Genomic DNA, 13293 nt, shown 5'->3' on the forward strand with positions numbered 1-13293 from the left:
TTAGCGTTTCATTAACATCAAGGGTACGAAGAACTCCCATAGCCGGCCAGTTACGATCTTGTAAGAGGGTGTCGCCTAAAGCGACGGTCACTTCTGACCAGAAAACCAACCCAGACTATCCAGCGTGTCCCCGGACGGCCTGTATTCCGCACTGACCCAGCCTTCATAACCCATCCGGTCGATGGCAGAGAAAACATTCGAAAAGTTAATCTCGCCCGTGCCCGGCTGGTGCCGTCCCGGGTTATCCGCAAACTGGATGTGGCTGATCCAGGGCTTCAGACACTCCATAGAGCGAATCAGGTCACCTTCCATGATCTGCATGTGATAGAGGTCATACTGGAGCTTCACATTGTCGGCATCCACTTCTTCGATCAGCGCCAGCACGCGGCCTGAGGTATCGAGCATGAAGCCCGGCATATCCACCCGGGAGTTGATTGCTTCCAGGCAAAGCGTAATACCTTCGGCTGCCAGCTTTTCTGCAGCATAGCTGACATTCGACACCAGCGTCTGCCAGGCTTCGTCTTCATCCAGCGTTGGCGGGCGCAATCCGGCGAGGCAGTTCACCTGGGTACAGCCCAGCTCGCGAGCATATTCAATGGCCTTGTCCACCCCGGCTTTGAACTCTTCAATGCGATCCGGCAGGCAGGCGATACCACGTTCACCGGCGTCCCAGTCCCCTGGAGGCAAATTGAAGAGCACCTGAGTCAGCTGGTTGTCATCAAGAGTCTGGCGCAACTGCGCGACGGGGTAATCATAGGGGAAAAGATATTCAACGCCTTCAAACCCGGCGGCATGGGCGCGGCTAAACCGCTCCAGAAAGTCCACCTCGGTGAACAACATGGACAGATTGGCTGCAAAACGTGGCATGGCTTACTCCTTCGGGCCGCGACCCAGTGATCCCATCAGTGTACCGTTCATATGTTCCAGTTCCAGCAAAAGGCCGCTGTGATCCACATCGCTGTGGCCATTAGCAATCAACGAAAGGTATCCGTTGTGGGTCTGCTGGGCCAGAGGCAGTGTCAGTCCTTCCGCCCGGGCCTCGTCCAGAATCATCCGCATGTCTTTAAGCTGGATACGGGCCGGCGCACCGGGAGCAAATTCCCGGTCAATCATACGCTGCCCATGCAGCTCCAGTATCCGGCTACTGGCAAAGCCCCCCATCAGCGCTTCCCGTACTGCTGCGGGATCGGCTCCGCCCTTGGCAGCCAGGAGCAGGGCCTCTGATACCGCTCCGATGGTAATGCCGACAATGGCCTGGTTAGCCAATTTTGCCAGTTGCCCTGCTCCGACCGGGCCAATGCGAGTACACTTTCCCAGTGCATCGAACACCGGGCGCGCCCGCTCAACATCGGTTTCAGAGCCACCCGCCATTATGCTCAGACGAGCCTCAGCCGCACCAACGGTGCCTCCGGAAACCGGTGCATCCACATAGCCGGCCCCACGCTTTTCGGCCAGTTCCGCATGCCTGCGTGCCACCGAAGGCTGCACCGAGCTCATATCGATCACCAGGGCACCAGCTTTCAGCGAATTCATCGCGGACTGCCCTATCATCACGTCTTCCACCACCTGACTGTTTTCCAGCATGGTGATCACGACATCTGCGTCGGCAACGGCATCCGCTGGGGTATCGGCGATCGTCACTTCTCCGGCAAACGTCTCGCATTTGCTCCGAGTGCGGTTCCATAGCGTCATGGGGAAGCCAGCATCCAACAGATTGCGGGTCATGGGGGTCCCCATCAGCCCAATGCCGAGAAAAGCGATGCGGGGAAGCGTAGAAGTCATTGTTATTCAGCCCTGTGATTCAGATTGGGAGCATTATACAAACAAAAACGCCACCAACCTCTCGGTGGTGGCGTTTGCCAAAGATTCAAATTCCGCTGATCAGGCCGCTTCGGTCATCTGATTACGGATTTTCTTCATGGCATTCTTTTCCAGCTGGCGAATCCGCTCCGCAGACACCCCGTATTTGTCCGCCAGCTCATGCAAGGTGGACTTGCTGTCCGACAGCCAGCGTTCACGCAGGATATCCTGGCTACGCTCATCCAGATTGCTCATAGCTTCCATCAAACGGCCATTGGAATCCTCGGTCCAGTCCGCGTTCTCCAACTGGATCGCAGGATCATTGCGGCGGTCTTCCAGATAGTAAGCCGGGGCCTGATAGGCGTTGTCGTCGTCATCGTCCATAGGGCCATCGAACGCCGTGTCCTGGGAAGCCAGACGGCCTTCCATTTCCCGAACCACCCGGGGTTCTACACCCAAGTCAGCCGCTACTGCGTTCACTTCATCATGACTGAGCCACGCCAATCTCTTCTTCTGACTGCGAAGGTTGAAGAAGAGTTTGCGCTGGGCCTTGGTCGTGGCCACTTTCACGATACGCCAGTTGCGCAGGATGAACTCATGGATTTCAGCCTTGATCCAGTGCACGGCAAAGGACACCAACCGAACGCCATACTCGGGATTAAAGCGTTTGACCGCTTTCATCAGCCCCACATTGCCTTCCTGAATCAGGTCCGCCTGGGACAGGCCGTAACCGGAATAGCTACGCGCGATATGAACCACAAAGCGCAGGTGAGACAGAACCAATTGACGTGCAGCTTCAACATCGCCTTCGTAATGGAGGCGCTCCGCCAACGCACGCTCTTCATCCACAGTAAGTACCGGAATGCGACTCGCAGCCTGGATATAGGCCTCAAGATTGGCGCCCGGAACCAGCCTGTCAATCAGTTGTAAACTCGTACCCATGCAGTTACCTCCGAACCTGACAGCCATAAACTATAGCAATTAAAAGTTAGACCGCCAAGAACCTGAAAAGTTCCCGAATTCCCAAGTAAACCGTTAAAAATCAACTTCTTGAGAAATTCACTTTAATCAAACTTGCCACCAAAAAATAAGACGAACCCGGCGCAGACTTCAATACGGTTTTCCCGCAATCACGCCCATCCTCAGGCAATTTCGCCCGGGTCGATGTCGTCCATATGACGCTTCACCGCAACCCAGGCGCCAAGCCAGCCTAACACCATGGCCACAATAATCAACGCAAACGCGCCATCAAAACTCAGCCCCGCGAGCGAAAAGTCACTGCGGTAGAGCCCGGCCAGCCGTTCAATCGGACCGTTCAGCCACCACAACGACAGTTCCAGAAGGATAAACGCCACCACACCGCCACCCAAGCCGAACCAGGCCCCGGTATACAAAAAGGGCCGACGGACAAACGAATCGGTACCGCCAACCAGCTTTGCCACCAGGATCTCGTCCCTGCGGTTCTCAATGGCCAATCGGACGGTATTGCCAATAACCAGGACAACCGCGGCTGCCAGCAGGACAGACAGCGCCCAGACCGCCCGGGAGAGCATTTCGGTTATGGCGTTCAGTCGCTGCAACCAGCCCAGATCCACTTGAACCCGTTCGACAGAATCCATTTTCTGAATGTATCGCACCAAACCCTCAACACCGGCTTCCGTGCGTGCGCTGTCTTCCGGCGTAATCAACAATGTATGGGGCAGAGGGTTTTCCTGAAGGAAATCCAGCGCTTCATCCAGTCCTGACGAAATCCTGAATTCAGCCAACGCCTGATCCCGCTCCACCAGCTCTACTTCGGAGATCCGGCTGTCGGATTCGATTTCCTGCAAAAGGCCACGGGCCTCATCAACACCGACGTCCAATTTCAGGTACGCCGTCACCCGTGCACCACTTTCCCATCCGGCGCTGACGCCTTCCAGGCTCATAAGCACCAGCAACAATGCCACCGGAAGCGCCAGGGCCACCCCCATAACCATCCAGGTCATCAGACTGGCAACGGGCGTTCGCCACAATCGTTGGGCACTATCCTTCGCCACCTTCCGGTGATGACCCAGATAACTGTCAGCCTGCTGCCGCCAAGGCGATTGCGCCTGTTTGGCGCCTTGCCGGCCGACCGGCTTCGACCCCTTTGGAGATTCCGGCTTCCGCCGTGAGTCAGTAGCCACTCACACCCCCATCAGCGGTGAACCGCCAGCCACCAGGCGGCCGTGATCAAGCGTCAGGGTGCGACGATTCATCTCATTTACCAGCGCAATATCGTGGGTTGCGATCAAAACCGTGACACCGACCTGACTGAACTGACCGAAAAGATTCATGATGTCGGCTGACAGTTCTGGATCGAGGTTGCCCGTGGGCTCATCCGCCAACAGCAGCGGCGGCTTGTTCACCACAGCCCGGGCAATGCCCACTCGCTGCTGCTCACCACCTGAGAGCTGCATCGGGTTCATCTTTTCCTTGCTGAGCAGGCCGACTTTATCCAGTGCTGCCCGCACTCGCCGGCCGATATCCGACGGCGACGCTCCGGTCACCTCAAGTGGCATGGCAACGTTGTCAAAAACCGTGCGGTCAAACAGTAGCTGGTGATTCTGGAAGACAACGCCGATATGGCGGCGGATGTAGGGAATCTGGCGACGAGGGAGACGGTTCAGCAACTGGCCACCGACTACCACCTCGCCAGCACTGGGGCGCTCCATCACCATGACCAGTTTCAACAGCGTGCTCTTGCCGGCCCCGGAGTGGCCCGTGAGAAACGCCAGCTCACCGCGATCCAGGGCAAAGTTAACCTGGCGCAGTGCCGTGTGATCACTGTCATATCGTTTGGTGACCTGGCGAAACTCGATCATGGTTTACAACAGTTCCGGGCAGCCGGTGAATTAGTCAAACAGCGCGTCAACAAACGTTTCAGCATCAAAGCTGCGCAGGTCATCAACCTGCTCCCCGACGCCAATAAAGCGAATGGGCAACTGCAACTGACGGGCAATGGCAAACACGATACCGCCTTTGGCAGTACCGTCCAGTTTCGTTAATGTAATGCCGCTGACGCCTACCGCCTGCTGGAACACCTGGGCCTGGCTCAGGGCATTCTGCCCGGTGCCTGCATCCAGCACCAACATGACTTCGTGGGGCGCAGACTCATCGAGTTTTTTCATAACCCGGACAACCTTTTCGAGCTCATTCATCAGGTTGTCTTTGTTCTGCAGACGACCAGCTGTATCGGCAATAACCACATCGGCCCCGCGGGATTTGGCAGACTGGATTGCGTCGAAAATCACAGAGGCGCTGTCTGCCCCTGTATGCTGGGCAATGACGGGCACGCCGTTACGCTCACCCCAGACCTGCAACTGTTCCACAGCCGCTGCCCGGAACGTGTCCCCGGCCGCCAACATGACGGACTTGCCTTCGCTCTGAAACTTTTTGGTCAGCTTGCCGATGGTGGTGGTTTTACCCACACCATTCACCCCGACCATCAGGATGACATACGGTGACTTACCTGCATCAACCTGCAAGGGTTTGGTGACGCCCGCCAGTAACCCATGAAGTTCGTCGCGCAGAGCATTACGCAAGGCTTCACCATCTTTCAACTGATTGCGCTCAAGCTTGTCAGTCAGCGATTCAATAATTTCAGACGTCGCGGTAACCCCCACATCGGCCATCAGCAGGGTGGTTTCAATCTCTTCGAGAAGATCTTCATCAATTTTCTTGCCCACGGAGAACATATCCGCAAGCCCGCCGGTCAGGCTCGCCCGGGTTTTGCCCAGCCCCTGTTTGATACGCTCGAAAACGCTGAGCTGGGGTTCCGCGGCAGGTTCAGGCTCAACAACCGGCTCGGGAACTTCTTCGGGGACCGCTTCCGGTTGTGCTTCAGCAGCAGGCTTTGGCTCTTCAATCGGCTCAGGCCTTTGTTCGGAAACCGGTTCCGGCTTTGCCACCGCAGGTTCAGGTGCCGCCTTTTTCTCTGGTTCAGCGACAGGTTTGGGACCGCTAGCCACTTCTGGTTTGCGCTGGGGCACAGGCTCCGGTCGGGGTGCACGACTCCGGTTACCGGCGATATCCAGAACAAATGCGAGCACGAGAAGGGCCAGTAGGCCGATTGAAATCCACTCTGCGGTCATAAAGTCATACCATCAGTCTGATTGGGCGGGACAAATAAGGCGCACATTCTAGCAGACTGTCCGGGCGAAGTGAGGGTTCTGCCAGTTATCACACCGGCGTCGTTTCCAGTAACATTCATTCCCGTTAAAGAACAGCCTAGCATTCCAGGAGCCAACTCTATGAGCCGCCGCAAATCCGCCACCCGACAGTCGGCTGGCAAGCCTACCCCCCGGCCCGCAGGCGGGGACGGAGAGTTACGCATCATCGGCGGCGACTGGCGCAGCCGTAAGCTCCGTTTTCCTGATGCGGGCGGCGTCCGGCCGACACCCGCCCGAACCCGGGAAACACTGTTCAACTGGCTCAATTTCCACATCGCCGGCAGCGACTGCCTTGATCTGTTTGCCGGCTCGGGGGCATTGGGACTGGAAGCCCTTTCCCGCGGTGCGGCCCACGCGACCCTGATCGACCATACCCCTGCCCTGGCCCAGGCATTAAGAGCCAATCTCAGGCTTTTGAAGTCCAGTGCCGGAGAGGTGATCTGTACAGGCGTCGACAGCTACCTCACTGAGCGCACACGATCACCGTTTGATATCGTGTTTATGGACCCACCTTTCCGACAGGGCTGGCTGGAGCGACTGTTTCCGCTACTGGACGAGCAGGGCTGGGTAAAACCCGGCGGCTGGGTTTACGTGGAGCACGAGAGCGAACTGAGTACGCCGCCAACACCCGTCAGTTGGCATCTGCATCGCCAGAAATCAGCCGGGCAGGTGACCTATTCCCTGTTCAGGCTCGACAAAGACGACTAAAAACCCCGCCTCAGCGGGGTTTTCGGAACTCAACGTGACTGCGATCGTCGTTAGCGCAGCTCAGTTCAAAGCCCGGGGCGCAGGGAGTGGGCCCGCAAATGGTCGGCAAATTCTTCCAGGTAGCGGATGCCGCTGGCTTCCGCTTCCTTGCACCACTCCTTAAGAGCATGCAGTTTTTCCTGGGGCTTCAGTCCGCGCTGGCGCCACAGCGCCTGTAGTTCGTGACTCTTGTCGTAGATCTGGCGAAGAATGGCATTCCGCTCCAGCAGAGCCTCCAGGGTTTCCTTTTCTGTCGGCTTGATCAGACTGATCTCGCGAGACAGCAACTGTTTAACCTTGCGGTAACGGGGCCGAACTTCCTCATCCATCAGGTGACGCTGCTGACGCAACACTGGCTCCATGACCCGCTTGCGATACTGGCGCATGATGTCGAACCGGTTATTGGCAATCGCCTGCACGGTTTCCACATCCATGTCCTGCTTCCCAGGCACAAAGTGTGCAATCGGCCGATAGCCTTTCGGTTTTGCCAACCCGAACAACTGAAACAAGCGAATATAGCCCCAACCGATATCCACCTCGTACCAGCGACGGGACAGTTTGGCGGAATTGGGATAGGTATGATGATTGTTGTGCAACTCTTCTCCGCCGATCAGGATACCCAGCGGCGAAATATTCCGGGCATTGTCAGCACACTCGAAATTACGGTATCCGAACCAGTGGCCGATTCCATTAACAACGCCAGCCGCCCAGACCGGTATCCACATCATCTGCACCGCCCAGATCCAGATGCCGTTCACACCGAACAGCGCCAGATCAAGCACAGCCATCAGAGCAATTCCAAGCGCTTTGTGGGGCGTATAAAGCTTGCGCTCGATCCAGTCTTCCGGGGTACGCTGGCCGTAGCGTTCCAGTGTTTCCGGGGTCGCAGCCTCCGCGTATAGCTCAGCTCCCTGCAACACGACCTTGCGAATACCAAGCACCACCGGGCTATGGGGATCTTCCTCGGTTTCACATTTGGCGTGGTGTTTACGATGGATGGCCGTCCACTCCTTGGTATTCTGGGCTGTCGTCAGCCAGAGCCAGAAGCGGAAGAAATGCCTGAGAACCGGATGCAGGTCCAGAGCATTGTGAGCCGAATGACGGTGAAGGTAGAGCGTAACGCTGACGATGGTGACGTGGGTCATACCCAGCGCAACCAGTATCAGCTGCATCACCGAAAGGTCGAGAAGACCGTTAAACCACATATCAATTCCTCAAAATCCAGGCAGAGACTTGCATCCCTCCGAACGGTTCAGAAGGGTAACAAATCAGTTCTGCAACTTTAGCGTACACCTGTTCGCCGCAACAACAGCATTTGGCTGCAAAATTGTTACTGATTACACTTAACCGCAACTTACTGGTCATATCCGGCCACATTTCCGACAGTTACCCATGCACGGAGACCCCCTGAGTGCCTGAATTACCCGAAGTCGAAACGACCCGACGCGGGATTGCCCCGCACTGTGAAGGCCAGACCATCAACCGGGTCGTCGTGCGTAATCCCCGTTTACGGTGGCCCGTTCCGGACGATCTTCCGACACGGCTCGAAGGCCAGATTATCCGGTCGGTGGAGCGACGGGCCAAGTACCTGTTTCTGACCCTGGACGCCGGTACAGTGATCGTTCACCTGGGTATGTCAGGCAGTTTGCGAGTGATCACTGACCAGGCACCAGCCGCCCTGCATGATCATGTCGAACTTACTTTACAATCCGGGGTCATCCTGCGCTTCAATGATCCCCGCCGGTTCGGTTGCTGGCTCTGGGCGGACAATATCGGCGATTACCCCCTGATCCGGGAACTGGGCCCGGAACCTCTGTCTGACGAGTTCAACGGGCGCATGCTGTTTCAGCGATCGAGAAGCAAGCAGACGCCGATAAAGTCCTTCATCATGGACAATCATGTGGTGGTCGGCGTCGGCAACATTTACGCCAATGAAGCTCTGTTCAAAGCGGGCATCCATCCCAAACGCAAAGCCGGGCGGATCAGCCAGGACCGCTACCACCTCCTGGCGGAAGCGATCAAGGAAACCCTGAGCGCCGCGATACTGATGGGCGGCACAACGTTACGGGATTTCGTGAACAGCGATGGCAAACCTGGCTACTTTGCCCAGTCACTGCTGGTCTACGGACGCGCCGGGCAGCCTTGTCCCGAATGCGAAACCGACCTCAAGGAAATCCGGATGAACGGCCGCTCAACCGTCTATTGCTCCCGTTGCCAACGGTAAAGTCTGTGACAGCGCACATTTTGCAACGAAAAATCGTTTGAAATTGCGCAAATATGATTCATAGTTAACAGAGGATTTATGCCCCTGCACTGCGTTTACAGGGCAGAATGATTGTTCAGGAGAGAGTACAATGACCCGCAAGATTTCCCGCACGCTGATGGCCACCCTTACTGCGTGCCTGCTCGCGTTCTCGTCCATCGGTTATGCCAACACCATTGAAGAAGAACCAACCGCGCTGGCGATGACTGGCGATGCACTGTTCGCCCGCCCGGTTCTTCTCGCTACCACCATCGTGGGCACTGCGGTTTATATCGTGTCACTGCCGTTCTCCCTGCTGGGCGGAAACGCTGCTGAAGCGGGCAAAACCCTCGTTGTTGGGCCAGCCGAAGCCACCTTCGTTCGCTGCCTGGGCTGCACACGCAGCGGCCGCAAGCAAGACACTGTCGAGCAGACGGAAGAGTAAACACCAAACTCCGTCCGTAGTTTCCCGGCTTGCCAAGGCCGGGCGTCTGAGGCAGCCTGAAGGAAATTTCCTTCAGGCTGTTTTGTTTTATGGTGAACTGGTCCGCGCTTGAGACAGTATTCCTCGACATGGATGGAACCCTGCTCGATCTGCACTTCGACACCCACTTCTGGCTCGAACACCTGCCCAGGCGTTACGCCGATCACTACAACCTCTCGCCCGAAGAAGCCCGGGATCACGTGGTACCGATGATCATGGCCGAACACGGTTCCCTGAACTGGTATTGCACCGATTACTGGAGCGAGCGTCTGGCGCTGGACATCACCGGACTCAAGGCTGAAGTCGGCGACCGGATCGGCTACAGACCCCATGTCACCGAGTTTCTCGATGCACTGCGTGCTTCAGGGCTCCGATCCGTTATTGTCACCAACTGCCACCCGGATCCTCTGCGCCTCAAACTGGAACGCACCGGACTGAATCAACGGGTAGACGATATCGTATCCAGCCATCAACTGGGCAAAGCCAAGGAGAATCCAGGGTTCTGGCAGGATCTTCACCAACTTGCCCCATATAACGCCAGCACCACCCTGATGGTAGACGACAGCTTCTCGGTTCTTGAAAGCGCACGGGATGCCGGCATCAGCCAGTGTCTCGCCATTCTTGCGCCTGACAGCCAGCAGGCAACGCGGGACCATCACCCCGATATACCGGGCATACACCACTTTGATGAGATCATCCCGGATCTTCGCCTGCGCCGGCCCCTGCCATCAGGCCAATGAGCGCGCTATAATCGACACATACGCTCATCAGGTGAGGAGACATGACGGCATCCACCGCTGACGAACACAAGGTAAGGCTCGACAAATGGCTCTGGGCGGCCCGGTTCTACAAGACCCGCTCCCTGGCCAAGGAAGCCATCGAAGGAGGCAAGGTTCACTACAACAACCAGCGCTGCAAACCTGGCAGAGCCGTCGAAGCTGGCGCCCGGCTGACACTGAGACTGGGATGGCAGGAAAAGGTAGTGATCATTGACGACATCAGCGACCGCCGCCGAGGTGCACCGGAAGCCCAGAAGCTCTACCACGAAACCGAGGACAGCGTGAAAAAGCGGGAGGATTTGGCCTGGCAACGCAAAACCATGCAGGCAGCCCAGCTCCCTCCGGCCCGACGCCCATCCAAGAAAGATCGCCGCGATATCCAGAGGTTCCGCGAGCAGAACAACATCTGACTCTGCCGCCCCACCTGATTACCGGCCCCAAGGCCGACAAACCGAATTGCTCGACATACCAGGAGACACACATGGCATCCCGAGACCAGTTTCAGCGCTTCATATTCGAGGACAGCCAAGTCCGAGGAGCCTGGGTCCAACTGAACGAAAGTTATCAGGAAATTACTGCCCAGGCGCCCTACCCCGACTCCATTCGCGGCTTGCTGGGAGAGGCTTTGGTTGCCAGTGTGCTGATGAGCAGCACTCTGAAGTTCGAGGGCACACTGTCCCTCCAGGCCCAGGGCGAAGGCCCTCTGCGGACGCTGATGGCAGAATGCAGCCACGACCGTTATATCCGGGGCCTGGCACGTTTTGACGAGCACGCTATGACCGAGCAGGATTTTCACAGCCTGCTGGGCGAAGGGCGCATGGCAATCACCATCACTCCAGACAAGGGCAGCCGCTATCAGGGCGTCGTACCCCGGGAAGAGGAGACCCTTGCAGCCTGCCTTGAGGAATACTTCGACCGCTCCGAACAGATTGCCACCAGCTTGCTGCTCTTTGCCAACGAGCAAGGCGCCGCCGGACTGCTCCTGCAGCGCCTTCCGGGCTCAAGCGACGAAGACAATGAACTGTGGGAAAGGGTCAACCACCTGGCACGCACAGTGAAGTCAGACGAGATGCTGGAACTCGACAGCGAAACCGTTCTTCATCGTCTGTTCCACGAAGAAACCGTGAGGTTGTTCGACGCCGAGCCGGTGGCATTTCGGTGCAGCTGTTCAAAGGAAAGAACCCTTGGCGCGCTCGAAGCCATTGGCAGAGATGAGTGTTACAGCATTCTCGACGAGCAGGGAACCATCGATATGGACTGCCAGTTCTGTCACACACACTATCGTTTCGATAGGAATGATATTGATCACCTTTTCACCGGCCATACGTTACACTAGGCCGCACGTGATTCGCCCTGAAGCCCGTCATGGTGCGGCTTTCAGGGCGGTCGTTTTTTAGTGGCGTCTCTGGCATAATAGCGCGCCTGAATTGATCCGATTGCTCACAAATCCGCCAATTTTCAGAGCGGATCGGGCAATCACGTAGACATCCCGAGGGCGAGGTCGAAGTGAGCAACACTTTTAATGATCTGAGTACAGCAAGACTGGTCGAACTGGCGCTGGAACGCAATGAAGGCGAGCTGGCATCCAACGGTTCGCTGGTGGTTAAAACCGGCAAGCGTACAGGCCGTTCTCCGATGGACCGTTTCATCATCGAAGAACCCAGCACTGCTGACGATATCCATTGGGGGCCGATCAACCGCCCGTTCGACGCCGACAAGTTCGACGCCCTCTGGGATCGCGTTGAAGCCTATATCGCCGAGAAAGACCAGTTCGTATCTCATGTTCACGTTGGCTCCGACCCCGAGCACTATCTGCCGGTGAAGATGGTTACCGAAACCGCCTGGCAGAACCTGTTCGGCCGCAACCTGTTTATCCGCCCTGACAGCTACAATCCTGCCGACAAGCAGGAATGGCAGATCCTCAACGCAGCCAACTTCGAGTGTGTACCCGAGCGTGACGGTACCAACAGCGACGGCTGCGTGATGATCAACTTTGCCAAGCGCAAGGTACTGCTGGCTGGCATGCACTACGCCGGCGAAATGAAAAAGGCCATGTTCTCCGTACAGAACTTCCTGCTGCCGGAAAAAGACGTGCTGCCGATGCACTGCTCCGCAAACGTCGGCGAAGACGGCCAGACTACTCTGTTCTTCGGCCTGTCCGGCACTGGTAAAACCACCCTCTCCGCTGACCCGCATCGCTACCTGATTGGTGACGACGAGCATGGTTGGGGCACCGGTACTGTCTTCAACATTGAAGGCGGCTGTTACGCCAAGTGCATCGACCTGTCCCAGAAGAACGAACCGATCATCTGGGACGCGATCCGTTTCGGCGCCATCGTCGAAAACGTGATGGTAGATCCGGAAACCCGCGTACCTGACTACACCGATGTTTCCCTCACCGAAAACTCCCGTTGTGCCTACCCGCTGGAGCACGTTGAGAAACGCGTTCTGGAGAACCGTGCTGGCGAGCCGTCCCACATCGTCTTCCTGACCTGTGACATGACTGGCGTCCTGCCTCCGGTTTCCATCCTGAACCGTGAAGCAGCGGCCTATCACTTCCTTAGTGGCTACACCGCTCTGGTTGGCTCCACCGAGATGGGCTCTTCTTCCAAACTGAAGTCCACCTTCTCCACCTGCTTTGGCGCTCCATTCTTCCCGCGTCCAGCAGGCGTTTACGCTGAGCTGTTGATGAAGCGTATGGACGAGTTCGGCAGCAAGGTCTTCCTGGTCAACACTGGCTGGACTGGCGGCCCATACGGCGAAGGCAACCGTTTCAGCATTCCGACCACTCGCGCCATCATCGCCGCCATTCAAAATGGTGATCTGGACGATGCTGAAGTCGAGCACCTGGACGCCCTGAACGTCGACGTGCCCAAGCACGTACCGGGTGTAGACAGCCAACTGCTAAACCCTCGTAACACCTGGGTCAGCGGTGACTACTACGACGGCAAGGCACAGGAACTGATTGCCCAGTTCGTGGAGAACTTCAAGAAGTTTGACGTCTCCGATGCCATCGTTGAGGCTGGCCCCAAACTGAGCTAAGGCATCAGG

General features: G+C 57.0%; 14 protein-coding genes. 7 read left to right on the top strand and 7 right to left on the bottom strand.

Features of this window, described 5'->3' with window-relative positions:
• Positions 1–87 precede the first annotated feature (87 nt).
• The 6 genes from hyi to ftsY all read right to left on the bottom strand — a co-directional run bounded on the left by hyi (position 88) and on the right by ftsY (position 5912).
• The gene (gene hyi / locus FWJ25_RS12940; RefSeq protein ID WP_149600680.1) at positions 88–867 is read right to left on the bottom strand and encodes a hydroxypyruvate isomerase; all 780 of its coding nucleotides are present in this window, start codon (positions 865–867) and stop codon (positions 88–90) included.
• Positions 868–870: 3 nt separating this feature from the next.
• Positions 871–1782 carry an NAD(P)-dependent oxidoreductase gene (locus tag FWJ25_RS12945; RefSeq protein ID WP_149600681.1) on the bottom strand — a complete coding sequence of 304 codons (912 nt, stop codon included), beginning with the start codon at positions 1780–1782 and terminating at the stop codon, positions 871–873.
• 99 nt (positions 1783–1881) lie between these two features.
• Complete coding sequence (gene rpoH, locus FWJ25_RS12950; protein WP_149600682.1) at positions 1882–2742, bottom strand: RNA polymerase sigma factor RpoH; 861 nt, start codon at positions 2740–2742, stop codon at positions 1882–1884.
• A gap of 200 nt (positions 2743–2942) precedes the next feature.
• Positions 2943–3965 (bottom strand): permease-like cell division protein FtsX, encoded by a 1023-nt coding sequence (ftsX, locus tag FWJ25_RS12955; RefSeq protein WP_149600683.1) that lies wholly within the window; start codon positions 3963–3965, stop codon positions 2943–2945.
• Positions 3966–4643, bottom strand: a complete 678-nt coding sequence (gene ftsE, locus FWJ25_RS12960; RefSeq protein ID WP_149600684.1) for a cell division ATP-binding protein FtsE — start codon at positions 4641–4643, stop codon at positions 3966–3968.
• Positions 4644–4673: 30 nt separating this feature from the next.
• A complete protein-coding gene (gene ftsY / locus FWJ25_RS12965; RefSeq protein WP_149600685.1) occupies positions 4674–5912 on the bottom strand; it encodes a signal recognition particle-docking protein FtsY in 1239 nt (412 codons plus the stop codon).
• A 159-nt stretch (positions 5913–6071) separates the two neighbouring features.
• Here ftsY and rsmD point away from each other — a divergent pair, with 159 nt between their 5' ends.
• Positions 6072–6698 (top strand): 16S rRNA (guanine(966)-N(2))-methyltransferase RsmD, encoded by a 627-nt coding sequence (gene rsmD, locus FWJ25_RS12970; protein ID WP_149600686.1) that lies wholly within the window; start codon positions 6072–6074, stop codon positions 6696–6698.
• A 65-nt stretch (positions 6699–6763) separates the two neighbouring features.
• On the opposite strand, the gene FWJ25_RS12975 is transcribed toward rsmD, so the two are convergent.
• Positions 6764–7942 (bottom strand): DesA family fatty acid desaturase, encoded by a 1179-nt coding sequence (locus FWJ25_RS12975; RefSeq protein ID WP_149600687.1) that lies wholly within the window; start codon positions 7940–7942, stop codon positions 6764–6766.
• 206 nt (positions 7943–8148) lie between these two features.
• Between FWJ25_RS12975 and mutM the strand changes: the two genes are divergently transcribed.
• The 6 genes from mutM to FWJ25_RS13005 all read left to right on the top strand — a co-directional run bounded on the left by mutM (position 8149) and on the right by FWJ25_RS13005 (position 13284).
• Positions 8149–8961 (top strand): bifunctional DNA-formamidopyrimidine glycosylase/DNA-(apurinic or apyrimidinic site) lyase, encoded by an 813-nt coding sequence (mutM, locus tag FWJ25_RS12980; RefSeq protein WP_149600688.1) that lies wholly within the window; start codon positions 8149–8151, stop codon positions 8959–8961.
• Positions 8962–9091: 130 nt separating this feature from the next.
• Positions 9092–9424, top strand: a complete 333-nt coding sequence (locus FWJ25_RS12985; protein ID WP_149600689.1) for a hypothetical protein — start codon at positions 9092–9094, stop codon at positions 9422–9424.
• A gap of 89 nt (positions 9425–9513) precedes the next feature.
• Complete coding sequence (gene yrfG / locus FWJ25_RS12990; protein WP_149600690.1) at positions 9514–10203, top strand: GMP/IMP nucleotidase; 690 nt, start codon at positions 9514–9516, stop codon at positions 10201–10203.
• Between the two features lie 41 nt (positions 10204–10244).
• Complete coding sequence (gene hslR / locus FWJ25_RS12995; RefSeq protein ID WP_149600691.1) at positions 10245–10652, top strand: ribosome-associated heat shock protein Hsp15; 408 nt, start codon at positions 10245–10247, stop codon at positions 10650–10652.
• Between the two features lie 71 nt (positions 10653–10723).
• Complete coding sequence (hslO, locus tag FWJ25_RS13000) at positions 10724–11578, top strand: Hsp33 family molecular chaperone HslO (RefSeq protein WP_149600692.1); 855 nt, start codon at positions 10724–10726, stop codon at positions 11576–11578.
• A 170-nt stretch (positions 11579–11748) separates the two neighbouring features.
• Positions 11749–13284, top strand: a complete 1536-nt coding sequence (locus FWJ25_RS13005) for a phosphoenolpyruvate carboxykinase (protein WP_149600693.1) — start codon at positions 11749–11751, stop codon at positions 13282–13284.
• Positions 13285–13293: the final 9 nt, after the last annotated feature.

It is taken from the genome of Marinobacter salinexigens (assembly GCF_008370345.1).
GTDB lineage: Bacteria > Pseudomonadota > Gammaproteobacteria > Pseudomonadales > Oleiphilaceae > Marinobacter > Marinobacter salinexigens.

Coding starts and splice junctions, on each gene's coding strand:
- hyi (WP_149600680.1), bottom strand. CDS start 867: ATGCCACGTTTTGCAGCCAATCTGTCCATGTTGTTCACCGAGGTGGAC.
- FWJ25_RS12945 (WP_149600681.1), bottom strand. CDS start 1,782: ATGACTTCTACGCTTCCCCGCATCGCTTTTCTCGGCATTGGGCTGATG.
- rpoH (WP_149600682.1), bottom strand. CDS start 2,742: ATGGGTACGAGTTTACAACTGATTGACAGGCTGGTTCCGGGCGCCAAT.
- ftsE (WP_149600684.1), bottom strand. CDS start 4,643: ATGATCGAGTTTCGCCAGGTCACCAAACGATATGACAGTGATCACACG.
- ftsY (WP_149600685.1), bottom strand. CDS start 5,912: ATGACCGCAGAGTGGATTTCAATCGGCCTACTGGCCCTTCTCGTGCTC.
- rsmD (WP_149600686.1), top strand. CDS start 6,072: ATGAGCCGCCGCAAATCCGCCACCCGACAGTCGGCTGGCAAGCCTACC.
- FWJ25_RS12975 (WP_149600687.1), bottom strand. CDS start 7,942: ATGTGGTTTAACGGTCTTCTCGACCTTTCGGTGATGCAGCTGATACTG.
- FWJ25_RS12985 (WP_149600689.1), top strand. CDS start 9,092: ATGACCCGCAAGATTTCCCGCACGCTGATGGCCACCCTTACTGCGTGC.
- yrfG (WP_149600690.1), top strand. CDS start 9,514: ATGGTGAACTGGTCCGCGCTTGAGACAGTATTCCTCGACATGGATGGA.
- hslR (WP_149600691.1), top strand. CDS start 10,245: ATGACGGCATCCACCGCTGACGAACACAAGGTAAGGCTCGACAAATGG.
- hslO (WP_149600692.1), top strand. CDS start 10,724: ATGGCATCCCGAGACCAGTTTCAGCGCTTCATATTCGAGGACAGCCAA.